Origin of the sequence: Gemmatimonas groenlandica (genome assembly GCF_013004105.1) — a bacterium.
GTDB lineage: Bacteria > Gemmatimonadota > Gemmatimonadetes > Gemmatimonadales > Gemmatimonadaceae > Gemmatimonas > Gemmatimonas groenlandica.
Genome location: NZ_CP053085.1, coordinates 4,023,327 through 4,047,347, shown reverse-complemented (window position 1 = coordinate 4,047,347; position 24,021 = coordinate 4,023,327). Strand labels below are relative to the sequence as shown.

Annotated in this window: 24 protein-coding genes; 10 read left to right on the top strand and 14 right to left on the bottom strand. The window is 65.1% G+C overall.

Annotated features, from left to right (window positions below; all coding sequences use genetic code 11):
* From HKW67_RS17240 to HKW67_RS17230, 3 genes are all read left to right on the top strand, one after another.
* Window positions 1–375, top strand: coding sequence for a cupin domain-containing protein (locus HKW67_RS17240; RefSeq protein ID WP_171226570.1), 375 nt, complete (start codon window positions 1–3; stop codon window positions 373–375).
* 82 nt (window positions 376–457) lie between these two features.
* Window positions 458–1,981 (top strand): amidase, encoded by a 1,524-nt coding sequence (locus HKW67_RS17235; RefSeq protein WP_206044469.1) that lies wholly within the window; start codon window positions 458–460, stop codon window positions 1,979–1,981.
* A gap of 7 nt (window positions 1,982–1,988) precedes the next feature.
* Window positions 1,989–2,249 (top strand): DUF3253 domain-containing protein, encoded by a 261-nt coding sequence (locus HKW67_RS17230; protein ID WP_171226569.1) that lies wholly within the window; start codon window positions 1,989–1,991, stop codon window positions 2,247–2,249.
* 28 nt (window positions 2,250–2,277) lie between these two features.
* On the opposite strand, the gene rlmN is transcribed toward HKW67_RS17230, so the two are convergent.
* Both rlmN and HKW67_RS17220 read right to left on the bottom strand, forming a co-directional pair.
* Entirely contained in the window at window positions 2,278–3,378 is a 1,101-nt protein-coding gene (gene rlmN / locus HKW67_RS17225; protein ID WP_171226568.1) for a dual-specificity RNA methyltransferase RlmN, read from the bottom strand.
* Window positions 3,379–3,445: 67 nt separating this feature from the next.
* The gene (locus HKW67_RS17220) at window positions 3,446–4,033 is read right to left on the bottom strand and encodes a TetR/AcrR family transcriptional regulator (protein WP_171226567.1); all 588 of its coding nucleotides are present in this window, start codon (window positions 4,031–4,033) and stop codon (window positions 3,446–3,448) included.
* Window positions 4,034–4,078: 45 nt separating this feature from the next.
* Here HKW67_RS17220 and HKW67_RS17215 point away from each other — a divergent pair, with 45 nt between their 5' ends.
* Both HKW67_RS17215 and HKW67_RS17210 read left to right on the top strand, forming a co-directional pair.
* Complete coding sequence (locus HKW67_RS17215; protein ID WP_171226566.1) at window positions 4,079–4,483, top strand: VOC family protein; 405 nt, start codon at window positions 4,079–4,081, stop codon at window positions 4,481–4,483.
* Complete coding sequence (locus HKW67_RS17210) at window positions 4,480–5,238, top strand: SDR family oxidoreductase (RefSeq protein WP_171226565.1); 759 nt, start codon at window positions 4,480–4,482, stop codon at window positions 5,236–5,238. The genes HKW67_RS17215 and HKW67_RS17210 overlap by 4 nt, the downstream gene beginning before the upstream one ends.
* A gap of 150 nt (window positions 5,239–5,388) precedes the next feature.
* Here the strand turns inward: HKW67_RS17210 and HKW67_RS22700 are convergent, their stop codons facing one another.
* Window positions 5,389–5,715: a four-helix bundle copper-binding protein gene (locus HKW67_RS22700; protein WP_484494493.1), complete on the bottom strand. Its 327-nt coding sequence runs from the start codon at window positions 5,713–5,715 to the stop codon at window positions 5,389–5,391.
* Between the two features lie 337 nt (window positions 5,716–6,052).
* On the opposite strand from HKW67_RS22700, the gene HKW67_RS17200 reads away from it, so the two are divergent.
* Complete coding sequence (locus HKW67_RS17200) at window positions 6,053–6,637, top strand: Spy/CpxP family protein refolding chaperone (RefSeq protein ID WP_171226564.1); 585 nt, start codon at window positions 6,053–6,055, stop codon at window positions 6,635–6,637.
* Window positions 6,638–6,868: 231 nt separating this feature from the next.
* Here the strand turns inward: HKW67_RS17200 and ettA are convergent, their stop codons facing one another.
* The 3 genes from ettA to HKW67_RS17185 form a co-directional block, all read right to left on the bottom strand.
* Window positions 6,869–8,539 carry an energy-dependent translational throttle protein EttA gene (gene ettA, locus HKW67_RS17195; RefSeq protein ID WP_171226563.1) on the bottom strand — a complete coding sequence of 557 codons (1,671 nt, stop codon included), beginning with the start codon at window positions 8,537–8,539 and terminating at the stop codon, window positions 6,869–6,871.
* Between the two features lie 64 nt (window positions 8,540–8,603).
* Complete coding sequence (locus HKW67_RS17190; protein WP_171226562.1) at window positions 8,604–9,440, bottom strand: Type 1 glutamine amidotransferase-like domain-containing protein; 837 nt, start codon at window positions 9,438–9,440, stop codon at window positions 8,604–8,606.
* A gap of 38 nt (window positions 9,441–9,478) precedes the next feature.
* A complete protein-coding gene (locus tag HKW67_RS17185; protein ID WP_171226561.1) occupies window positions 9,479–10,861 on the bottom strand; it encodes a M20/M25/M40 family metallo-hydrolase in 1,383 nt (460 codons plus the stop codon).
* A 118-nt stretch (window positions 10,862–10,979) separates the two neighbouring features.
* On the opposite strand from HKW67_RS17185, the gene HKW67_RS17180 reads away from it, so the two are divergent.
* Both HKW67_RS17180 and HKW67_RS17175 read left to right on the top strand, forming a co-directional pair.
* Entirely contained in the window at window positions 10,980–11,720 is a 741-nt protein-coding gene (locus HKW67_RS17180) for a cytochrome c biogenesis protein CcdA (protein WP_171226560.1), read from the top strand.
* A gap of 97 nt (window positions 11,721–11,817) precedes the next feature.
* A complete protein-coding gene (locus tag HKW67_RS17175; RefSeq protein WP_171226559.1) occupies window positions 11,818–12,312 on the top strand; it encodes a TlpA family protein disulfide reductase in 495 nt (164 codons plus the stop codon).
* Here HKW67_RS17175 and HKW67_RS17170 read toward each other — a convergent pair.
* From HKW67_RS17170 to HKW67_RS22465, 3 genes are all read right to left on the bottom strand, one after another.
* Window positions 12,296–14,611, bottom strand: coding sequence for an OPT family oligopeptide transporter (locus HKW67_RS17170; protein WP_171226558.1), 2,316 nt, complete (start codon window positions 14,609–14,611; stop codon window positions 12,296–12,298). The genes HKW67_RS17175 and HKW67_RS17170 overlap by 17 nt on opposite strands.
* Window positions 14,611–15,141, bottom strand: coding sequence for a DUF4199 domain-containing protein (locus HKW67_RS17165; RefSeq protein ID WP_171226557.1), 531 nt, complete (start codon window positions 15,139–15,141; stop codon window positions 14,611–14,613). The genes HKW67_RS17170 and HKW67_RS17165 overlap by 1 nt, the downstream gene beginning before the upstream one ends.
* Window positions 15,142–15,271: 130 nt before the next feature.
* Window positions 15,272–15,757, bottom strand: coding sequence for a helix-turn-helix transcriptional regulator (locus HKW67_RS22465; RefSeq protein WP_171226556.1), 486 nt, complete (start codon window positions 15,755–15,757; stop codon window positions 15,272–15,274).
* A gap of 117 nt (window positions 15,758–15,874) precedes the next feature.
* Between HKW67_RS22465 and HKW67_RS17155 the strand changes: the two genes are divergently transcribed.
* Window positions 15,875–17,020: a M23 family metallopeptidase gene (locus tag HKW67_RS17155; RefSeq protein WP_171226555.1), complete on the top strand. Its 1,146-nt coding sequence runs from the start codon at window positions 15,875–15,877 to the stop codon at window positions 17,018–17,020.
* On the opposite strand, the gene HKW67_RS17150 is transcribed toward HKW67_RS17155, so the two are convergent.
* Window positions 17,009–18,448 carry a pyridoxal phosphate-dependent decarboxylase family protein gene (locus HKW67_RS17150; RefSeq protein ID WP_171226554.1) on the bottom strand — a complete coding sequence of 480 codons (1,440 nt, stop codon included), beginning with the start codon at window positions 18,446–18,448 and terminating at the stop codon, window positions 17,009–17,011. The genes HKW67_RS17155 and HKW67_RS17150 overlap by 12 nt on opposite strands.
* 46 nt (window positions 18,449–18,494) lie before the next feature.
* Between HKW67_RS17150 and HKW67_RS17145 the strand changes: the two genes are divergently transcribed.
* The gene (locus HKW67_RS17145) at window positions 18,495–19,277 is read left to right on the top strand and encodes a dimethylarginine dimethylaminohydrolase family protein (RefSeq protein ID WP_171226553.1); all 783 of its coding nucleotides are present in this window, start codon (window positions 18,495–18,497) and stop codon (window positions 19,275–19,277) included.
* 12 nt (window positions 19,278–19,289) lie between these two features.
* Here the strand turns inward: HKW67_RS17145 and HKW67_RS17140 are convergent, their stop codons facing one another.
* From HKW67_RS17140 to HKW67_RS17125, 4 genes are all read right to left on the bottom strand, one after another.
* A complete protein-coding gene (locus tag HKW67_RS17140; protein ID WP_171226552.1) occupies window positions 19,290–20,927 on the bottom strand; it encodes an NAD-dependent malic enzyme in 1,638 nt (545 codons plus the stop codon).
* Complete coding sequence (locus HKW67_RS17135) at window positions 20,924–21,403, bottom strand: RidA family protein (RefSeq protein WP_171226551.1); 480 nt, start codon at window positions 21,401–21,403, stop codon at window positions 20,924–20,926. The genes HKW67_RS17140 and HKW67_RS17135 overlap by 4 nt, the downstream gene beginning before the upstream one ends.
* 104 nt (window positions 21,404–21,507) lie before the next feature.
* Window positions 21,508–22,992, bottom strand: coding sequence for a pyridoxal phosphate-dependent decarboxylase family protein (locus HKW67_RS17130; RefSeq protein WP_171226550.1), 1,485 nt, complete (start codon window positions 22,990–22,992; stop codon window positions 21,508–21,510).
* Window positions 22,989–24,020: a DUF1835 domain-containing protein gene (locus tag HKW67_RS17125; protein ID WP_171226549.1), complete on the bottom strand. Its 1,032-nt coding sequence runs from the start codon at window positions 24,018–24,020 to the stop codon at window positions 22,989–22,991. The genes HKW67_RS17130 and HKW67_RS17125 overlap by 4 nt, the downstream gene beginning before the upstream one ends.
* Window position 24,021: the final 1 nt, after the last annotated feature.

Below are 24,021 nucleotides of genomic sequence, written 5' to 3'. Positions count from 1 at the left end.
ATGCCACTGCTTCACGCGACGGACCACCAATCGTTCGACATCCCCGGCACCCGATTCACCGGACTCGCGGCACCCAGTCGCGGGGCGTCGGAGACCGCCACCTGGCGGCTGAACGTACAGCCCGGCACAGCCGGCACGCCTCACCGCGTCACGCGCGAGGAAATCTTTGTCGCGCTTTCTGGTACGGCGCAGGCGACGCTGAACGGAGAAGTGCTGGACATCCCCGCCGGCGACACGCTGATCGTGCCCGCGTCCAGTACGTTCGCGCTCGCGAATCCCTACGACGCCCCGTTCGAGGCGATCGCGATCTTCCCCGTCGGCGGCGAGTTCGTCGTCGGCGACGCGGCGCCATTCACGCTGCCCTGGGCACGATGACGCGTACGGTCCGTTCAAGGGCTCAGAGTCGTTGAACGCGCCCGCCTCTCGCGGACTCCGTCGCGCAACGCATATTCACGCCATGACCGACCCACTCTCCCGCCGCGCCTTCACCCAACTCGTCGGTGCCGCGGCCGTCACCGGCGCGCTACCAAGCGTACTCTCCGCGAACACACCCGCCATGACCGCACCACACGCCATGCCCGCCGACGAACTCACGTCGCTCTCGGCCACCGAGCTCGCCGCGCGCATTCGTCGCAAAAGCGTGTCGGCCCGCGAAGTGCTCGAAGCGCACCTGGCGCGTATCGAGCGCGTGAACCCGACGGTGAATGCCATCGTCACGCTGGTCCCGGAGCAGGCACGCGCGTGGGCCAAGGCGGCGGACGAACGTCAGGCGCGCGGTGAGCCGCTCGGGCCGCTGCACGGATTGCCGGTCGCACACAAGGATCTCGTCGACACGGCAGGCATCCGCACCACCAAGGGTTCGTTGTTGTACAAGGACAACGTGCCGACGACCGATGCGCTGATCGTGCAGCGCATCCGTTCCGCCGGAGCCATCACCCTCGGCAAGACGAACACACCGGAATTCGGCGCCGGCTCGAACACCTTCAACGCGGTATTCGGCGCCACAAAGAACGGGTTCAACCTGCAGAAAACCGTGGGCGGCTCGAGTGGCGGCGCGGCCTGCGCACTCAACTGTAACTTGCTGCCGATTGCCGATGGCAGCGACACCGGCGGCTCACTGCGTAATCCGGGGGCATGGAACAACATCGTCGGCTTTCGTCCGTCTCCGGGGCGCGTACCCGATGACGACGGCTCGTGGTCGCCGCTCTCCACCAGTGGCCCGATGGCGCGCTCCGTTGAAGACGTGGCACTCTTTCTGAGCGCTATCGCCGGTGTGCACGCACCCGACCCTTCGTCGCTCAGCGATGATCCGGCCGGCTTCCGCCGACCGCTCGCCGCCAACATGAAGGGCAAGCGTATCGCGTGGTTCACGAACATGGGCGGACTGCCGTTCGAGCCGGAGATCACACGGGTGCTCAACGCCAACCGCCAAGCGTTCATCGACATGGGCTGCATCGTGGAAGACGCCGAGCCTGATTTCAGCGGCGTCGACGAGGCATTCCCGGCGCTGCGGCATCTGACTTACCACACCGGCTACGCGAAGCTATCGCGCGACAATCCCTCGCTGTTCAAGGACACCGTGAAGTGGGAGATCGCCGAAGCCGAACGGCAGGGCGCCGTGGACGTGGCCAGGGCCAACGCGCGGCAAGCACAGATGTACCGGCACGTGTCGCAGTTCTTCGCGAAGTACGATGCGTACGTGTGTCCCGTCACGCAGGTAGAGCCGTTCGACATCACCACCGAGTATCCCACCACCGTCGCCGGCGTCACGATGCCGACCTACATCGACTGGATGCGCAGCGCGTGGTACGTGACCTTCATGCAGTGCCCGGCCATCAGCGTTCCTGCTGGCTTCAGCGCCAACGGCCTCCCCGTCGGCGCACAGATCGTCGGCAAACCGCGCGGCGACTGGGCATTGCTACAGTTGGCGCATGCCTTCGAGCAGGCCACGGGGCACGGCAAGCAGCGCCCGGTGTTCTAGCCATCGCATGACGAACGACGCCATCACCGACATGATCGCGCAGCTGCTCAATGCGCGCGCTGCCGACGCCTCCATTTGCCCCAGCGAAGTCGCCCGCGCGCTGGCACCGGACCAGTGGCGCGCCCTTATGCCACAGGTTCGCGCCGTCGCCGCCGATCTGGCACTCGCGGGCGCACTCCGCATTACGCAAGGATCGGTGGAGATCGCACCAGGAGCGGTGTTGGCGGGTCTCACCCGAGGCCCGCTCCGGCTGCGCCGCGCGCCCTAACGTGCGCTCACAGCGCCGCTCGATCCACTCAGCGCGCCTGCACCGCCAGCTGCCCGCAGCCGGCCGCAATGTCGATCCCGCGCCGCTGGCGCACCGTACTCGGCAGCCCGAACTCCTCCGCCAACACCTGCTTAAAGCGAGTCGCCGCCTCGGTGCGCGTCGGCGCGCCGTCGTAGCCAGTGGTCGGATTGAGCGGAATGAGGTTCACGTGCGCCGGCAACCCGCGCAGCAGCGCACCCACGGCGCGCGCCTGGTCCACGCCGTCGTTCTGCCCCTCGATCAAGGTCCACTCGTAGAAGATGCGGCGACCGGTCGTCGCGCTGTACGTACGGCACGCGGCCATCAGTTCGTCGAGCGGCCACTTGCGCGCGGAAGGCACCAGCGCCGCCCGCTCGCCCTGGGTGGCCGCGTGAAGCGAGACAGCCAAATGCACCGGACGCTGTTCCGCTGCCATTCTAAGAATGCCCGGCACGACACCCACGGTGCTGAGCGTGATGCGTCCTGCGGCGAGCGAAGGACCATTGGGATCAAGCAGAATGTCGATCGCTTGCATCACCGCATCGTAGTTGTGCAACGGCTCGCCCATCCCCATCAGCACCACGTTGCGCAGGCGAGTGCCGAGCCCATGGCGCGTCTGGCGCCTCACCGCGCCAGCGGGCGCTTCGCCGCGCAGCACACGCGCCACATGCACGACCTGCGCGACGATCTCCCCCGGCGTGAGATGACGCGTGTACCCCATCTGTCCCGTCGCACAAAAAACGCACCCCATAGCGCAGCCCACCTGTGAACTCACGCAGGCGGTGACGCGCCCCGTGAAGCGCATCAGCACGGTCTCGATGGTGGCCGCGTCCGGGAGCGACAGCAGATACTTTCTCGTAAATCCATCGCTCGACGCCGTCTCGAGCGTCGTGGGCAGTACGCCCAGGGTCATTTCCGCTCGCAGACGCGCGGCCAACGCAGGCAACAGCTCGGGCATCTCGTCAAGCGACGACACGAGGTCGATGTACAAATACTTCCACAGCCGCGCGGCATGCACCGGCTTGAGGCCCCATTGCACCAGCTGCTGCTGGAGCTCAGCGCGCGTAAGGCTGTAGAGGTCGCGTCGCGAGGAGATGTCGGGCAAGGCCATGAGGGAATGTATCAGACCGCTTTGGCGCCAACAGGCGAGACCCCGTGACGTTGCCGCCACGACGACGCTACGGATCGGTGAAGATTCCGCGGCACGCAACGTCGAGATATGCCTGAACAGATTCGGCGTTTGGCACTTCACCACCGAACAGCAAAGGGGCATAGAGCGGCCCATAGAGCACGGCAAGGGCGGCGCCCGGTTGCACGTCTGCCCGCAGCTGGCCTTTCGATTCAGCGCGAAGCATACGAGCCATGCCCCAACGACGGCGCGGCTCTAACCATCGCTCGCCAAGGGCTCGCCCTAGTGCCGAATCGGTGCGTGCCCCGCCGAGCATGGCGGCCAAGGCTTGCCCGCGCTCACCGCGCAATAGCGTCGCGAGCTCCGTGATCTGCATGCGAAAATCAGCCTGCGCTGAAGCGCTCTCGGGCAGCTGCAGCTCTTCCGTGGTTGCATGAAAGAACGCCTCGGCGGCGAGATCGCCTTTCGTTGGCCACCACCGATACACCGTGGTTTTTCCCGAATTCGCCTCGGCGGCCACGGCCTCGATCGTGAAGCCCGCGTAGCCGCGCGCGACCAACACCCGAAAAGCGGCATCGAGAATAGCCTCGCGGGACTTTTCGCTACGCGGGCGTCCTATAACTCTTGACTTTGCCATACGATACGGTATCGTATCGAAACACATCCAGCAAGAGGAAAAAGCATGGCAATCGTTCCTCACACCATCGATCTCGTCGTTGCCGACATGACAGCGGCGATGGTCTTTTACCGGACGCTCGGCCTCGACGTGCCTGACGTCGGGCCCGAAGAAGCCCAGGTGCAGGTCTCAACCCTTGGTGGAGCGACCCTCGGCTTTGTCACCGAGGAGCTGATGAAGGGGCACAATCCGCACTGGGTACAGCCGGTGGGCCAGCGGGTCACCTTTGCATGCCGCTGTGACTCCGCGAATGAACTCGATGAAACGTACGCTCGCGTTGTGGCGGCGGGATATGAAGGACGGCAGGAACCATGGGACGCTCCGTGGGGCCAGCGGTACGCCATGGTCGGTGATCCAGACGGAAACCGAGTCGACCTTTTCGCCGCTATCAGTGAGGAGGGAGAAGAGTGAGCAAGAGCACGCCTGCATCAACTGTTCTTGTGACCGGCGGCGGCTCCGGCATCGGTGCCGGTCTTGCCGCTGCATTCCATGCGCGCGGCGCGAAAGTGATCATCGCTGGGCGCACACGTGAACGCCTTGTCGCAGTCGCCGCGAAACATCGCGGCATGGAAATCGAAGTCGTCGATGTGGCTGATCCCGATGAAGTGGGGGCGCTCGCGGCGCGCATCTCGACGGGATTTCCGACGCTGGATACCGTGATCAACAACGCCGGTATTCAGACGCAATTCGATTTCACGCGAGCAGAAGCGGCCGACCCTTCCCTATTGGGCCGAGAGGTTGACGTGAACTTGAAAGGTCTGATCTTCGTGGCGAATGCCTTCTTGCCGTTGTTGAAGCGGCAATCGAACGCGCGACTGATCCACATCGGGTCGGGACTCGGCTACGTGCCGCTGGCCTCTGTTCCTGTGTACTCAGCGACAAAAGCAGCCGTCCACAGCTTTACGATTTCATTGCGGCGTCAGCTCGCTGATTCGTCCGTGCACATCGTGGAAATCATTCCGCCTGTCGTCGAAACGGATCTCCACCGAAGCCAAAGCCTCAAGCCTCCCCGAGCCATGAAGCTCGACGCCTTCATTGCGGCCGCGATGGCAGGTCTTGACGCAGGTAGAACCGAGATCCCTGTCGGTCTGGCAAAAGTGCTCAGGATCACCAGTCGCATCGCACCCGGGCTGTTCCTGAACATCGTGAACAAGCGCCGAGGCTGAGGCGGCCAGCACCATCATCGTGCCCGCAAACGCGCAGTTGCTGCGTCGGGTGCGGCTCTAGCGAGCGCCGCGCTCACAAGGTGCTCCGGCGTACTCGACAGCCTACAGAGCTGTCAGGCGCGAGACGCGCGCCCGACACCCCTTCGCTGCTTACGCTGCCATCTGTCGGCAGGCGTCCGCGCACGTGCGGCACGCCTCGGCGCAGAGTCGGCAGTGTTCGGACATGCTCGCGTGCTTCTCGCATTCCATGGCACAGGCCTCGCACGCCTCGGCACAAGCCCGACACATTTCGGCCGACAGCGGACCGCCGCGACTCATCACGCGGATTGCCGCCACGCACGCGTCCGCGCAGTCGCGGTCGAGCCGGATGCATGAGCGCATCATGGCGATGTCCTTCTCATCCAAGCACGCGTCCGAACACATTTCGCACGCGACCAAGCACGCCACACACGCCTCGATACACTCGTGATACTGCACGCTCGTACCGCGAAGGTATGTACCTAACTCGATGTTGGCCACTGGACCGCTCCGTTCAATGAGAATGCTCTCGAGCGCTCAACGAGCGCATCTTCTACTGGTGCAGCGTATTCGTCGCACAAATCGAGCCATTTACGCTGTCATCACGGCAATCAATTGTCTCGTGTCGACCTGAGCAGGCGCCGAGATATTGAATATGTGCGCGATGTAGCCACGGCGTGCCGAAGCGGCAGCGGTGGTGCGATGCGGTGGCGCACGAAATGCAGGACTCTCCATGCAGTACCGGCATCGCCTGTATGGACGAGGCCGCGAGATCATTGTTCAGAGGGAGAGAGACATGAAGGCGATCTACGTGCTGGGAATGGGCGCCGCGCTACTTGCCGCGCCTCTGTACGCCCAGAGCACCGCCGCGCCGCGGAAGCCCGCGACTATGCCGATGAAGAAGATGCAGCCAATGCCGCCGTCGGAGGACATGATGGCGATGATGATGAGTGGCGGCATGAAGGCCAAGACGGACGTGGCGTCGATCAGCTTGTCGTTGCGCGAGTCGCTGGACCTCACGGCGGACCAGGTGGCACGATTCACCGCGCTGCAGGCATCCTCGCAAGCCGAGATGATGCAGCACATGGCGGCGCATGCAGAGGGGATGCAATCCGCGGCGGTCCTCACCGAAGCTGCCGCACCAGACCTCACGGCGTATGAGTCGGCGCTACGCGCGGCGGCGAATCACATGGTGCTGGAACACCTCGCCATGGCGCGCGCGGACGTCGAGGCACGAGCGGTACTGACGCCCATCCAACGGGACCGACTCGTGCTGGCCCGCCGCGTCATGAAAGAAATGCACGCCGGCATGATGAAAGAGATGAAGGCCGAGATGATGAAGGATGGGAAAGCAAAGATGGGAGCGATGCCGCCGGGCTAGCCCGACACGCGCTTGCCGTAGCACGTGAGCCAGCGACCCTCAGGTGCGTCAAAGGACTCGAAGACCTTTGAATGGCGCAAATCATCCAGCGCGCGCCTTGTCGCGACAGACGTTATGACAAACCAAACGCCCGACCGAGCAGGTGGCTGGGTCGGGCGTTTAGTCTCCATGACATCATCGACGGGGACCATGCATTGGCCAACCACCGTGAACCGTTGATGAATGAACGCGTTACGAGCGCACCAATTTCTTGTACTTGATCCGCGTGGGCATATCCGCATCCGGGCCCTTGCGGCGCTTCAAGTCTTCGATGTACGCGCCGTAGTTCCCCTCAAACCACACCGTCTCCGAATCGCCTTCGAACGCCAGAATGTGCGTCGCCACGCGATCCAGGAACCAGCGATCGTGGGAGATGATCACCGCGCAGCCGGAGAAATCCAGCACCGCGTCTTCCAGCGCGCGCAGCGTATCGACGTCGAGATCGTTCGTCGGTTCGTCGAGCAGCAGCAAGTTGCCACCCTGCAGCACCGTCTTCGCGAGGTGCAGTCGATTGCGCTCACCACCCGATAAGTTCGCCACCAGCTTCTGCTGGTCGGCGCCCTTGAAGTTGAAGCTCGCCGCATACGCGCGCGAATTCATTTCGCGCTTGCCCACGGCAATCGACTCGCGTCCGCCCGAGATCTCTTCCCACAGCGTGCGCTTGCCTTCGAGGGTGCGCGACTGATCCTGATACGAGATCTCGACCGTCTCACCAACCTTGAGCCCACCACCGTCGGGCGTCTCGAGCCCGTTGATCATGCGGAACAGCGTGGTCTTACCGGCACCGTTCGGGCCGATGATCCCCACGATGCCGGCGCGCGGCAGGTCGAACGACAGATTGTCGAACAGCAGCTTGTCGCCGTACGACTTCTTGAGCCCCTTCGCGATCACGACGTCGTTACCCAAGCGCGGCGCCGGCGGAATCACGATTTCATTCTGCATCGCGCGATCCTGCTGCGCTTCGCTGGCCAAGTCCTCGTACGCCGTCAAACGGGCCTTGTTCTTGGCCTGACGCGCTCGCGGTGACATACGCACCCACTCGAGCTCACGCTGCAACGTCTTCTGACGCGTGCTCGCCTGCTTCTCTTCGAGCGCCATGCGGGCCTGCTTCTGCTCCAGCCAGCCGGAGTAGTTGCCCTCGTACGGCACGCCCTTGCCACGATCGAGCTCGAGGATCCACTTCGCCACGTTGTCGAGGAAATATCGATCGTGGGTGATGGCGACCACGGTGCCGGTGTACCGCTCGAGATGGTGCTCCAGCCACGCCACGCTTTCGGCGTCGAGGTGGTTGGTGGGCTCGTCGAGCAACAGCATATCCGGCTCTTCCAGCAGGATCTTGCACAGCGCCACACGACGCTTCTCACCACCCGACAGCTTGGTGACGTCGGCGTCGCCCGGCGGCAGGCGCAGCGCATCCATGGCCACTTCGATCTTGTTGTCGAGGTTCCACAGATCGTGCTGGTCGATGTACTCCTGCAGCTTCCCCTGACGGTCGATCAACGCATCGAAGTCCGCATCGGGCTCGGCGAACTTGAGCGAGATCTCGTTGAACTCGTTCAACGCATCGCGCTGCGCCTTGAGCGCGAGTTCCACGTTGCCACGCACGTCAAGCGAGGCATCCAGCTCCGGCTCTTGCGCCAGATAGCCGATGCGCGTGCCCTTGTGGGCCCACGCCTCACCTTGAAACTCGGTATCGACACCCGCCATGATGCGCAGCAGCGACGACTTACCGGCACCGTTCGGACCGAGCACACCGATCTTCGCGCCAGGGTAGAACGACAACCAGATGTCATCGAGGATGATGCGCGAAGGCGGAACCACCTTGCGCAGCGCCTTCATGACGTAAATGAACTGCGGAGCCATATGTTGTGCCGAATCCGAAAAGCGGAAGTCGAAGAGCGGAGAAAAAGAGAACCTCGAAAACTAGCTAGATCGCGTCGGGTTCCAGAGTGCGTTCCGACACCTTTCCGTTCGTCACGCTCACGTAGTACACCTTGGCCTCCTTCCGCGTGGAAACCACGCGCTTCACGGCCGTTTCCTCGAAGTAGATGCCGGCATCGTTGTCGCAGGCATAGCCGGGCTTCATCTCGCCCGACCCGATCAGCTTCTGGTACAGCGGACGGCGCCCCGCCTCGGCGTCGTAGTGCGGCGAATGGCTGCCCGGCAGGAAGCCGAGGCACTTCACGATCGACAGTGCCTTGGGGCGCGAGTCGGTGGTCCCCTCCTCGAACCAGCACAGCGACCCGGCGCTCGCCCCACCCAGCACGATGCCGCGGTCCCACGCCGTGCGCAGCACCTGGTCGATGCCCTGTGCCTTCCAGATCGCCTGCTGATTCAGCGTATTGCCACCCGACGCCACGATCGCGTCCATCGACAGCAGCACCTCATCCCATCCCTGCTTCTGCGACAAGCTCTCGATGAACACGTTCTGCACGAACGGCTCGACGTTGAGCGGCGCACACGAGGCGTAGAAGCCGAGCGCCGACTGCGGACTGTCGGCCGACGCCGACGGCAGGTAGCAGATGCGCGGCCGCGCTTTGCCGGTGAGCTCGGCCATGTACTTGATGAAGCCCGTACGGAATCCGCCACCGGCGATCAGAATCTTGCGCGTGGCGCGCTCGGTGCGCATGGGTGCCATGGGCTCGTGGTCGTACTCGGTCACGCCGGTTGCGTCATGCACGAGTCGCTCCGCGCCGCCCATCGAATTGGCGAGCGCGCCCGCTGTTCCCAACGCTGAAGTCACGAGAAACTCCCGTCGAATCATGTCCGTCTCCGCCAGAGGTGTGAGTCACTGTCCGCCCGTCACTTCTTGAGTAGCACGTCGGTCATCTTGCGCACCGGGCTCACGTAGGCGCTGATCACGCTCTCGTTGCCGTCGGCACCGATGGCGGCCACGCCGAACACGTAGTCGTCGATCGACACGTTCGGCATGAGCAGCTTCGTCACGTTGCCCACCACCTGCGACTTCTGCCAGTCGTTGGTCCACGCGTCGCGCCAGTACACGCGGTACGCCACCGCACCCGCCGACGGCTGCCACTGCAAGCTGGCGTCGTAGCCCGACGTGCCGCGACCGATCGTGGCCGATCCACCGTTCGTGGTCACACGGGGCGCCGGAGGCGCCAGCGCCACCGACGCGGCCGACGCCGCGTTCACGCGCGTGTTCTGCGCGAGGTAGCGGAAGTCCATCCCTTCCAGCTTGTCGTCGGGCGAGTGCTGCCGCTCGTAGTTCTCGTTCGCCTCGCGGAACACGATGGCGGGGAAATCATTCGCCGTGAACGACGAGTGATCGCTGCCACGACCGAAGCGGTCTTCGCGCGCCATCAGCCGAATCGTGTGTGATGGCACATAGGTACCGGCCACCCGTTGGACATACCGCGCCAGCGAGCGGTTCGGCGAATCCTCCGGCCCGAGCGAGTAGATCTTCACGCTCTCGCCGTCGATGATGCCGTTGCCGCCGAGGCTGCTGCCCACGATGTCGTTGTTGAAGTTCGCTTCCACCACGCCCTTCGCGTTGCGCAGCGCCGTGGCATGCGCCATCGAGCCGATCAACCCCTGCTCTTCACCGGCCCACGTCACGAACACCAGTGTCGCATCGAATTCGATACCGCTCTCGGCGAATACCCGCGCCAGCTCCATCGTGAGCGACGTACCGCTGCCATCATCGTTCGCGCCGGGCGCATCGGAATCGTTGTCGATCGTCGGGCGCACCAACGGCGCACTCGGCGCCGCGCCGGCCGCCGTGGCCGTGGCATCGGCGCCCGCTGGACGACGCGAGTTCACGGTATCGTAGTGACCGGTGATGTACACGCGGCGCGCGCTCTTGCCCGGCAGCACCGCCACCACGTTCACCAGTTCCACCTCGCGCGAAATGCGTCCCTGCTGGGCCAGCATGTGCCGGTCGTACGACACCTGCAGCCGGGGGCTCATGCGCTTGAACTCGTCGTAGATCCAGCGCCGCGCCGCGCCGATGCCGCGCGTGGTCGATACGGTATCGGACAGCGTAGAACGCGTGCCGAAGCCGGCGAGCTTGGTGGCCGTGGCCTGCAGTCGCTGCTGCGACACCGATGCGACCAGCTTCTCGATGCGCGGGTCCGCGTCGGGACGTATCGCCTGCGCCTGCAATCCTAGGCTGGTCGAAAGACTGGCCACGGCCAGGAGCATCAGCGACTTCGTCGGTCGGTACATCAACACCTCAATCAGTGGGGGGGCGAGCCAAGCATGATCCCCTTAATCTGCCCCGTGCGCCAGAGCCCTTTTTCAACGAAGGGGAACGCTCACCCGCTCTCGGCTGTATCTTCCCCACATGATTGCTCTCACGCAGATCGCCGACGTCACCGCGCAGCTCTCGTCGAATCCCGCCGCCGCGCTCCCCCTGCTGTTCGGGGCCGGGGTCCTGACGTCGCTCACGCCCTGCGTGTATCCGATGATTCCGATCACCGCTGCTATCGTGGGCGGCCAATCATCATCAGAACAGTCAGGCGCCACTGTAGCGTCAAAGTGGCGTCCCTTGGGGCTTTCACTGACCTACGTGTTTGGATTGGCGTCTGTGTACGCCGGCCTCGGACTCCTCGCCGGACTCACCGGCACGATGTTCGGCACCGTCTCGGCCAACCCGTGGGCCTACTTCGCCATGGCGAATTTGCTCATGCTGGCCGCCCTGTCGATGTTCGACGTCATTCCCGTCCGCGTGCCCGCCGCCATCATGCAGCGCGCCGCCAACGCCGGAACCGGAGGGCGCGTCGCGGGTGCTTTCATCATGGGCGCCGCCTCAGGACTTGTCGCGGCCCCCTGCTCCGCCCCCGTCATGGCCGCCGTCCTCACCTGGGTCTCCACCACCGGCTCCGCCCTGCTCGGCTTTCTCTACCTGTTCACGTTCTCGCTCGGCATGTGCACGCTGCTGGTCGCGGTCGGGCTCTCAGCGGGCTCACTGTCGCGATTACCGCGCGCTGGTGCGTGGATGCTGACGGTAAAAAAGGTCTTCGCGTTCGTGATGCTCGGCATGGCCGAGTATTATCTGGTGAAGATGGGGCAGGTCTATTTCTGAACGACAAACAGTGAGTTGTGAGTTCTGAGTGAAAGTGACGAGTCAGGAGTCACCCAAACTCAAAACCCCCAACTTTTACTCACAACTCGAAACCCACATGCTCCGCACTCTCTTCACCGTCGCCGCCGCCGCCGCCCTGGCCGTCGCAAGTCCCGCCCTCGCACAGGACCTCGGCATCGCGGTCGGCGAAACGGCCCCAGCCGGCCCGCTCCAGACCCTCGACGGCAAGACGGTCGATCTCTCCGCCTACCTCGGCAAGACGCCGGTCGTGCTCGAGTTCTGGGCCACGTGGTGCGGCAACTGCAAGCAGCTCGAACCCGCCATGCGCGCCGCCATGACCAAGCACGGTGCCCAGGTGAAGTTCGTAACCGTCGCCGTGTCGGTGAACCAGTCCGTCGACCGCGTGAAGGGCTGGCAGAAGGCGAACAAGCTCGGCGGCGAGTTGTTGTACGACAAGAAGGGCACCGTGAGCGGCGCCTACGATGTGCCGGCCACCAGCTACGTCGTGGTCGTGAATAAGGCGGGCAAGATCGTCTACACCGGCGTCGGCGGCACGCAGAACCTCGAAGCGGCGATCAAGAAGGCCCTGTAGCAGGCCGCGCCAGCAGCTTCTCGCGCCCAGTCAGATACAGCACCGCGATCAACGCCACGAACGGCACCAGCGACAGCGCGTCGGCCATCGGCCCCGAGAACAGTGGGTTGTTCGCCGACATCGCTTCGATCGCACGATTGAGCCCCGCCATCGCCGGTACTCCCGCCACGAAGGCGATCAGGATGCCGGCGATCGCGCCGCCCGCGATGTAACCGGACGCCATCAGCACCCCGGGACTCTTGTCGCCCTCCGCCGCCAGTTCATCGTCGGTAAGGTTGCGCCCGACATGCTTGCGCGCGATCCAGCGATCCACCGCCCAGCGCACCACACCGCCCACAAAGATCGGCGCGGACGTTGAGATCGGCAGATACACGCCGACCGCAAAGGCCAGCGACGGAATGCCCGACAGCTCGAGCACCAGCGCGATCATCGCGCCCAGCAGCACAAGCCCCCATGGCAGCTTCCCGCCCAGAATGCCCTTGATGATGTACGACATCAGCGTGGCCTTCGGCGCGTCGAACTTGGGGACGTCCTGACCGTTCGCGAGCTTCCGAATGCTGCCGTTGATGCCCGGATCCACGAAGTACACCGGCTTGCCCGCGTCGTCCACGAGGTACTTCTCGGCGTTGCCACCGCTCGGGTCTTGCTTGTGCCACACCCAGTACTCGCGCGAGTCGGTGCTGCCGTCGGCCATGAGACCGTCCACCGACTCACGACGCGCGAGCGTGCGCACATCCACGGTCTCGCCGCTGGTGAGCGCGGTGCCGCCAGGCGCATCGGCCGCTATCGCCGACGCACTCACATACACGGTACCGGCGGCATTGAGACGCAGCAGAATCGGTCCGAGCGCCAACGCTGACACCAGCGCCCCAACCACGATCGCAATTTGCTGTGAGCGCGGCGTGGCGCCCACCAAGAAGCCCGTCTTCAAGTCCTGCGACGTTGTGCCGCCATTCGACGCCGCGATGCACACGATCGCGCCGATCGACAGCGCGGTCACGTAGTAGTTGCTGCCCGTCCACCCCAGCAGCACAAACGCCAGACAAGTCAGCAGCAGCGTAGCCACCGTCATGCCGGAAATCGGATTCGACGACGAACCGATCTCGCCGGTGAGGCGCGACGACACGGTCACGAACAGAAAGCCGAACACCACGATCAGCAGCGCGGCCGCGATCCGCGTGCCGAAGCCGGTGCCTCCCACGTACAGCGGGCTCGCGCCCACCAGCGCGACGAGCAGCGCAACGATACCGAGCAGCACCAACTTGATCGACAGGTCGCGGTCGGTCCGCACCGTATCGCGAACCGTGGCAGCTGTGGAATTCGACACATCGCGCAGTCCCTCGCGCAGCCCATGCCAGATCGTCGGCATCGATCGGATCACGCTGATGATGCCGCCCGCCGCCACCGCGCCCGCGCCGATGTACAGCACGTACGCGTTACGGATCGCTCCGGGGCCCATGTCGCGAATCAGCGCGCGGGCCTCTGGTGCCAACGGGGTCGTGAGCGCCGATCCGAAGTAGGCGATCATCGGAATGAGCACGAGATACGCCAGCACGCCACCAGCAAACATCACCGCCGCCACGCGCGGGCCGATGATGTAGCCCACTCCCAGCAACTCCGGCGACACTTCCACCGAGACCGACGCGGCCGAGAAGGGCGCGCCGAACACTTTCTCAGGAACATCCTTCCACGCGCGAAGCGCCGACATCGCCGTCTTGTACACGATGCCGATGCCGAAGCCCGTGAAGATCGTGCGGGCACTCGTGCCAGCCCCACCCAACGCTTCCTGCTCGCGCTTCGCCGCATCACTCGCCGCCGCGCGCGACTCGGCATTCGCGCCGGCCTTGAGCACCTCGGCGCACGCCGTCCCCTCCGGATATTTCAGCACACCGTGCTGCGCCACGATCAACGCCCGACGCAGCGGTATCATCATGAGAATGCCCAGCACACCGCCCAGCACCGCCACCAGCAGCACGCGCGCAATCTCGAGGTCGAAGCCGAGAATGAGGATCGCCGGCATCGTGACGCCGATGCCGAAGGCAATCGATTCGCCCGCCGAGCCCGCCGTCTGCACGATGTTGTGCTCGAGGATCGTCGCATCACGGCCGCCCAGTCGTGCAAAGAGGCGGAAGATCGTGATCGAGATGACCGCCACCGGGATCGACGCGCTCACGGTGAGCCCGACTTTGAGCACGAGATACAGCGACGAGGCGCCGAAAATCAGGCCGAGCACCGCACCGACGAGCAGCGGAACCGGGGTAAGCTCGCGCAGGCGGGTTTCGGGGGCGATATACGCCATCAGGTTTGTCGTGGAGGGATCGAGCGGCGGCTGAGCAACCCAGCGGACACCAACGTCATAATCAACGCCACCGGCAGCGGTTCGAGGAAGGTCATGGCCGCATTGATCGCCGGATTCCGGTACATCACCGCGAACTCCGCCATCTCCTGCTGCTTCTTCGCAATCGCTTCCGGGCTCTCGCCGGCGGCCCGCGCCTTGGCAACCGTGTGCGCCGTCATCTTCGCGGTGAAGTCGGGCATGAACTTGAAGTACATGACTTCCCACGTGGCCACGTAGCAGCACGACGCGATCAGCGCGATCAACGCGCCGACTTTGAACGCCCGTCCAAAGGTCAACGAGCCACCAGCCACGGTATCGCGATAGCTACGGATGCCGAAGTAGACGAAGAGAAAGGAGAGCACCATCGTCGTGTAGCCGACGATCATGCCGTAGTCGAAGCCGATCTCGTCCTGGAATGGGATCGTGATGGCCATCATGACCGACAGGAGCGCGCCGGAGATCAGGCCGAACTTCAGAACGATGTTGCGCATAGGTCGTGACGTTGGCGTGGAGAGAGCGAGCGTGAACGTGCGCCAGTCTGGTCTCCGGAGGCCCGCGGGCGCGTCACCCGAATGGATGATTTCGCCCGAAACGGCCGAAAATCACCCGTTCAGGCGACCCTCAGGGGATGAGCCCGGCCTCTTTGGCCAGCTGGACGGCCTGTGTGCGCCGCTTGGCATCGAGTTTGTCGAACAGGCGGGCCGCGTGAGTTTTCACGGTGTTTTCACTGACGAACAGCCGTTCGGCGATCTCTCGATTGCTGTGGCCGGCGGCCATCGCCTCCAGGATGTCGAGTTCCCGCGGCGTAATGCCGAGCGATGCCAGCCGCGTCGCGTTGCGCTCGAACGGTCCGACCGGCACTTCTACGGGAACCTCTACGCGCACTTCGACCGGCACCTCGACCGGCACCTCGCGCACGACCACGGTCTCGCGCGGGCGCGTCAGCTTGCGGCCGAGCCAGAGGCCGAGCGCCGCGAAGAGGGCGGCGACGATCCCGCCGTAGATCTCGAGCGAGTGCTCGAGCACGAGAAAACGGTATTCGACCAAGCGCAGGCCGGCGATCAGCACGCCACCCACGAGGCCGTACAGGAGAACGGTCTTTTTCACGCGGCATCCTCGGGACGGCCAAAGATGCGTCGAAGACCGGCGTTGGGCGACCGGCGTCGAGCGGCCGATACCAGCAAGGGTACAACCTCCGAAGGCGCTCTACTCAGGAGTCGACCCATGTCCCACCCTCGCACCGCCCTCGCGTTCACCCTCTTCGCCGCCGTAGCTCTCGGATGCGGCGACGGTGGCGCGACGGGCAATGACAGCACGCAGGCGCCGGCGGCCGTGCGCGACGTGCCCTGGGTCGACGGCGCGTACACCCAGCCCGTGCCAAGCTGGGGCTCCCCGGTTCGTCTCGCACTGCCAGTTGCGCTGGCCGACATCCGCTTCGGCCCTGGCGCGGGCCTCGGTGCCTTCGGCGCCCACCAGGGCGGCCACGTGGAGGGGCTCAATCACGTCTGGATTCCGACACGGCTCGGCATACCCGTGCGCAGTTGGGCCGCCGGCACCGTGTCCAAGATCGAAGACATGGGCTTGCGCGGTACCGCCGACGGGCGCCACGAGTACTTCATCACGATCGACTATGGTCAGGGGCTCGTCGGTAAGCACCTCGATGCGGACCTGCCGTTGGTGTCGCTTGGCGCCAAGGTGCGCGAGGGCGACCCGGTGGGCAACATGAGCGGCAGCGCCGAGTTCATGCTCATCGACAATCGCCGCACCGACGGCGAACGCACTGGGGGCACGACCGGCTCGCCCGTGTCGCCATTCGACTATCTGCGCGACGACCTCAAGGCGGCGCTCGTGGCACGACACGTCGCCGAAGTCGTTCAACCGTACTTTCGCACCGGTGCTGAAAGCGGAAACAGTCGTCCGTGGGAGCCGCTGCTCACGAACCGTATGCTCTACCACGCCCAGCACCGGGGCACGTTCGTTGGCGAGTGGATCCTGCGAAACCGCAGTTGGAGTGCGCCCGACCCGTTGTACTTCGACGTCATGGCGCTCTTCGATGAAACGAACAGCTACGGCCATTTCCAGCGCGTCGAACTCATGGACCACGACTGGGCGGCGCCCGGCAACAAGCAGCATATCACCGGGACGTGGACGGCGAACGATGGTCCGGGCAAGGCGATCTTCACCCCGGAGCGCGGCGTTCCGTGGTATGCACTTTACGCAGTGAGCGAATCGGGCGGGCGCGCCACACTCACGATGGAGTGGAGGCTCGCTGGATATCCCGCCTCCATCTCGTCGAATGCGGCGGTCTACACCGAGCGCGCGCCGATTTACCTGCGCGGCGACGCCGAGGCGTTGGGGCTACTGCGATAGGGTCCGGTGCTTCGCCACGACCTCCGAGATCGCGGCGTCCATGTCCTCGACGAGATGATCGATCTGCGCCGCATGCGTCCGGAAGCTCAGCACACAGACCCGGCCCACGTAACGACCACCGGCCACCGCGCCGCTGATCATCACGCGTCCCCGCTGCGACACAGCCGCCATCAGCTCGCGAGTGGCCGCGTCCTCCTGCGCCAACGTAGCATTGGGCCACGTGAGATGAAACGGAAACAGCGAAAGCTCCGGCGGCGCGTCGAGCACCACATGCGGCAACTGCGCGACGCGAGCCGCCGCGTCGAGCGCCAGCGCACGCTTCTCGTTGATCGCCGCCCGGAAGGCATCGGCGCCATACAGCTTGATCGTGAGCCACATGCGTAGCCCGGGAAATCCGCGTGACAGGTCCGGCCCATGCTGACTCGGGTCATAGAACTCCGATGCACTGGGCATATCGGGCAGATAGTCGGCCGTGGCTCCATGCGCCGCCCGCAGCGCCGCGCCATCGCGCACCAGTAGCGCACCCGTGCCATACGGCATGAACATGCCCTTGTGCGGATCGAGCGTGAGCGAATCTGCGCGCTCGATACCACGAAGCACCGCGCGCGTGTCGTCGCACAGCTGGAAGAACGCGCCGTAAGCCCCGTCCACATGATGCCAGAGCTGTTCAGCGACGCAGAGGTCGGCGACGGCATCGAGCGGATCCACGGCACCCGTGTTGGTGGTGCCGGCGTTCGATACCACCATGAATGGCAGCAGCCCGTCACGGCGGTCCTGCGCGATCGCCTCGCGCAACGCGTCGACGGCCACGTGGAACTGCGCGTCGCAGGGAATGGAGCGCACGCGATCGGGCATGATGCCGGCCAGCTTCGCCGACTTGATCACGCAATGGTGCGCCTGATCCGACGTGTACAGTACGCCGCGACGAATATCGACGCCCAGGTGCCGTTCACGCGCGCAGAGTACGGCGTTGAACGTGGCCATCGATCCACCGGTGGTGAACACGCCGCGCGTGCCGATGGGAAATCCCATCCATTCGCGCAGCCACTCCAGCGCATTGGCCTCCAGCTGCACCAGCGCCGGAGCCGCTTGCCAGATGCCCGTGTAGCGATTGGTCGTATCCGCGATGAAATCAGCTAACGCCGCCGGAAACAGGCCGCCGCCCGGGATGTACGCGAGATACCCAGGCGATGGCGTATTGAACGACTGCGGGATGTACGTCGTGAACAAGTCGTCGAGCAGCGCGGTCAACGGCGTGCCGGAGTCTGGCGACGACTCGCGCATGCGCTCGCAGAGCGCCTCCGCGTCGTGCACCCCGTACAGCGGTTGGCGCGGCAGCGTGGTGATGTGCTCCACACACCGCGCCACCACCTGGTCGGCCATTGTGCGCATCTCGTGCGCGCTGAATTCGAGATCGATGAGTTCCACGTGCGGAAGTATTCCGCCGCGACACGCGAAGCGCCATACTCTGCGTATGTTCTCACGCTTCACACAGGCGATTGTCCGCCCACCCGCGCGCAACTTCGCCGACGGACTCACCACCGTCGATCTCGGCCTTCCCGACGTCGAGCTGGCCCTCGCGCAGCACGCCGCGTATTGCGCGGCGCTCGAGCGGCACGGTTGCGACGTCATCGCCCTTCCCACTGACGACGCGCATCCCGACTCCACGTTCGTCGAGGACACCGCACTCATTCTCCCCGGCCAGGGCGCCATTATCACCCGTCCAGGCGCGGAAAGTCGCGCCGGTGAGGTCCACGCCATCCGCGACGCCCTCGCTGGGTTCTTTGCGGAGCTACCGGAGATCACGAGTCCCGGGACGCTCGATGCGGGCGACGTCTGCGAGGCTGGCGACACGGCGTTCATCGGCATTTCGCTGCGCACCAATCACGAGGGCGCCCGACAGTTGGCCGAGTGGTTGTCGAAGCACGGTGTCGCATCGCGGCTCGTCGATATCCGCCAGACGCCTGGCATCCTGCATCTCAAGAGCGGTGTCGTGGCCCTCGACGCCGATCGCCTGCTCTGTATCGAGTCGCTCGCGGCGCACGAGGCATTTGCCGACCGGACAGTGCTGCGAGTGCCGGCCGGCGAGGAGTACGCCGCGAATTGTGTGCGGGTGAATGATGCGATCTTCGTGGCCGACGACTTCCCCGGCACGCACGCGATGCTGCGTGCGGCCGGTTACACGCTGGAACCGTTGGCGATGAGCGAGTTTGCCAAGATGGACGGGGGACTGAGCTGCCTCTCGTTGCGATTCTGACTTAGCTCAACACTAGATCAGCGACACGTAGTGCGGCTCGAACATCGCGTCCGTCACGGCGGCCGCGATGTCAGCCGGCCGCTCCACCCGCGCCAACCCGCGGTCGAAGGCCAACGTGGCCACTTCGATCGCGATGGCGCGTGACACTTCGCGAATGCGCGACAAACTTGGATAGATGCGTCCTATCGCCAGGTCATCGTCGGTCACCATCGACGCCAGTGTGCGCGCCGCCGACGCGAACATCGCTTCCGTCACGCGGGACGACGCACTCACGGTGACGCCAAGGCCGACGCCGGGGAAGATGTACGCATTGTTGCCCTGTCCCGGCACGTGGGTCTTGCCCTTGTACGTGACCGGCGCAAACGGACTGCCGCTGGCAAAAATGGCGCGACCATCGGTGGCCGAATACGCCTGCAGCGCCGTGCACTCGGCCTTCGACGTGGGATTCGACAGCGCGAGCACGATCGGCCGCGCACGCTCCCTCGCCATCGCCTCCAACACGTCCTTAGTGAACGTGTTCGGCGTGCCCGAGACGCCGATGATGGCGTGCGGCTTGAGCGATTCCACCGCCTCCAGTAGCGTCTTCACCGGTGCATGATCGTGCGCGAAGGGCTTCTTGTGCTCCGCCAGGTCGGTGCGCGAGTGCTCCACGAGTCCCTTCGAATCCACGAACCAGCAGTGACGCCGCGCCTCGGCGAGCGACAGGCCCTCCGAGCAGAGCGCCTCGACCACGAGATCGCCGATGCCGATGCCGGCCTCGCCGGCGCCAAGAAACAGGAGGCGCATATCACGCAGCGGCGTACCACTGATGCGTGCCGCGGAATACAACCCGGCGAGGGCGACCGACGCGGTGCCCTGAATGTCGTCGTTGAACGTGCAGATTCGGTCGCGCCATCGTTCGAGCAGCGAGAACGCATTGTGGTTGCCGAAGTCCTCGAACTGCAGACAGGCCATCGGAAAGCGCGCCTGCACCGCCTCGACGAATTCATCCAGCAGCTCGTCGTACTCGGCACCGCGCAACCGCGGCTGACGCAGCCCCACGTACGAATGACTCTCCCGCAGCGTGGTGTTGTTCGTGCCCACATCGATCGTGATTGGCAAACACTGATTCGGAGCCACACCCGCGCACGCCGTATACAACGTGAGTTTACCGATCGGGATGCCCATGCCATTGGCGCCGAGATCACCCAGACCGAGAATGCGTTCGCCGTCGGTCACGACGATCATGCGGATATCGTCCTGCGGCCAGTTGGCGAGGACCTCCGCCACGTGTCCCTTGTCGGCGGCCGTGATGTACATGCCGCGACTGCGACGGAAAATGCGGCCGAACTCCTGGCAGGCCTGACCGACCGTCGGCGTGTACAGGATCGGCATCAGCTCTTCGAGGTGATCCATCACCAATCGATAGAAGAGCGTGACGTTGCGATCGTGCAGCGCAACGAGGTACACGTACTGCTCGAGCGGCGACGGCTTGGAGCGTACGCCAGGCAGAATGCGCTCCATCTGCTCGTCCTGCGACATCACCCGCGGCGGCAACAGCCCGCGCAATCCAAACGCATCGCGCTCGGCGTCGGTGAAGGCGGTGCCCTTGTTCAGGAAGGGGTCGTGCAGAAGGTCTGCACCACGCTTGGAGTGGAGCGGGGTCGTCACGGCGTCTCCGGAGAACGGATCTGTGCGCTGCACTTGATTTCCACGCGCGCGGCGGGACGCGGGAGGGCGGTCACGGCGACCGTCGCGCGCGCCGGGGGATCGACGCGGAAGTACTCGGTATATACACCATTCATCGCGGCGTAGTCGCGCATGTCGGTCAGGAATACCGTGCACTCGCCGACATCGGCCATGCTCGCACCAGCCGACTGCAGGGCGGTGCGGATGTTCTCGAGTGTCTGACGCGTCTGAATCTCGACGCCCCCCTCGATGATATCCTGCGTGCCCGGTTTGATGCCGGTCATGCCCGACACAAACACCTGAGAGCCGGATCGAATCGCCACCGAGTACGCCGGCACCAGCGGCGAGATGCCCGGTGGATTGATCGTGCGCCGGGCGAGCGTGGTCGGCGAGCAGCCGCTGATCAGCAGCAGTCCGAACGCCGCGGCGCCACCGCGCGTCAGCAGGGTGTTGCGCATGTCGGGAGTCTCATGAACCGAGGGGAGGGGAGGCTTCGCATCAGAACACAGATGCGCCCTCGCGCCGCGATGCGCTAGTGCTAGCGCGTGTGCCGACGCGTGTGCTAACGCTTATGCAGCAGCAGCGCGGCCTCCGCCGACAGTCCGTCCACCAGTGTGGCGAGGTGCGTTTCGTTGGTGCGCGCGTTCATCACGGTAATGCGGAGCACGCGACGACCGTCCAGCGTGGTCGCGGTGATCCAACCACGACCCGAGCGGTTGTAGCGCTCGCGCAGCGCATCGGTCAACATATCGAGATCGGCCGCGGCCACTCCCGACGGCGTCCAGGCGAAGCACAGAATGTTCGACATCGGCTCGTGCAGCGGTGTGAAGTCGCTGCGGGCGCTGAGCAGGCCATGCAGTGTCTGCGCCATCCGGCAGAGCCGATCGTACAACCGCGCCAGATTGTCGGATCCATAGCGCTCGATCGCCACCCAGAGCTTCAGCACATCGGCGCGACGCGAACACTGGAAGGAGCGCGGACCCATATCCCAGATCTGCGCGTCGGATCCGGAGCTGAAGAGATACGGTGCCTCCTGCGTGAAGGCGCGCGTGAGATCGTCCTGATCGCGCACCAGCACCATGCCGGCCGACAGCGGCAGCAACAGCGTCTTGTGCGGGTCCCACGCGAACGACCGCGCCCGCACGATCCCCTTCACCCGATGGCGATGCTGCGCTGACAGGATCGCGGCACCGCCATGCGCCGCGTCGACATGTAGCCACAACGGACCATGATCGTCCGCGAACTCGTCGCAGAGGTCGGCCACTGCGTCGAGATCATCGAAGCTGCCCGTCGCGGTACACCCTGCCGTAGCCACCACGGCCATCACCCGCGTGCCGGTGGCCCGCAACGCCGCCAAACGCGCGCGCAGGGCGTCGGTATCCATGCGCAACGCGCGCGACGGAATCACGATGACCCGAGCGAGGCCAATTCCCATCTCACCCGCCGCCCGCGACACGGCGTAATGCGCATGCTCGCCGCACACCACCACCGGCGGGTTCGCTCCGAGCCCGTTCGTCCAGACGTCGGGCACCGCGCGACTGCGCGCCGCCAACAGCGCGGTGAACGTCGCTTCGGTACCACCTGACGTCATCGTGCCACCCGCCTGCTCATCCCACCCCACGAGATCGGTCATCCACGCGATCACCTGATGCTCCAGCGGCGTGAACGACGGCGACATCTCGCGCACGGCCTGCGACTGATTGAGCGCGCTGATCAGCGCATCGGTCCACACGGCCGCCGGCAGCGGGGCCGACACCTGATGCCCGATGTACATCGGGTGCGCCAGTCGGTTCACGTCCTCCAACAGCAGCGACGACAAGCGGCGCGCCACATCCGGCAGCGCCCGCGCACCGCGCGGCATCGGCCCGGCGATGCGGTCGGCGATCACCTGCGCACTGTGCCACGTGGACACCGGGCCCTCGCCCCGTCGCGTGTCGGCGAAGTAGCCGGCCGCCAGCTCGAGAATCGGACGCGCCGCCTCGAGTGTCATGTCTGCTTCGAGCATCGCCAGCAGTTCGGCGTCAACGTCGGCGCTGGGGTCCATCATGGGCGGGGAAAGAGTTCGGTTCGTTGCGTGCGCGCATCCCAACGCCAGTACTGCGCATTCGTGCAGTGCGTGCCGCCGATCCAGCGGTCGATGCCGTTGGCCCGAACAACATCAGCGCGGGCGCGAACCACATCCTGTCCGAACGGCGTCAGCTGCACGGCGCGCTCCCAGAATGCCCGGCCGTCGGTGTCACGCAGCGGCGCAATCACGCGCGAGCCGTTGGTATGCACTACGATCGGATGCGCGCAATCACTGAGACGCTCGGCGTACCACGCGAAGCTCAAATCACCGAGCCACACCCACGACTCCGTGGCCTGATGTGCCGCGAACAGCTTGCCCAGCGTGATCGTGCCCGGCGACAGTGCCTCACACAGCTGTCGTTCGCTGCGCGACAATCCGGCGTCGGTATCCGGATACTCCTCGAGCTGCCGACGCAACGCCGCCACCAGATGCGGCAACCGCACACGATCATCGGAGGTGTAGGTGCGCGCGGTCACCTCGCGGTCGAGCCGGTTGGTCACGTCGAGCAGGTCGTCGGGCGTAGTCGACGTAAACGCGCGCCACGCGACGCCGCCGTGCACGAGGTCGTCCGACGTGATCGCGCGACGTGCCGCGTACAGTGGCGCGAACTTCTCCGGCAGCATCGGTCCGAGGTAGCAGTCGGCAGGGACGATCGTGAGGCGTGGTCGCTCACTCGGTGCCCGACGCTCGAATCGCGCGAGAATCTGGATCAGCTGCAGTTGATCGTACAGGTCGGGCTCGAACCACAACACCACCTCGTCGCCCGCCCCCACATCTTCCAGTCGAGCATCGCGTTGCTCGAAGTCGGTGACCGCCGCCGCGATGTTCGACCACCCGCGGCTCGCCAGAAATTCGGCGCGGACGCGGTGAAACGCGCCGAGGTCGTCATCAGGTGGCACGGGACCGTCGTGCAACAGGTCGCGCCAGGAGACAATGTCCCCGGGAAGGCCGGAGCGCGCGAGCGCGCTCGCGGCCGAGTCGCCGTTGGTGAGGTGCAGGGTGAGCATG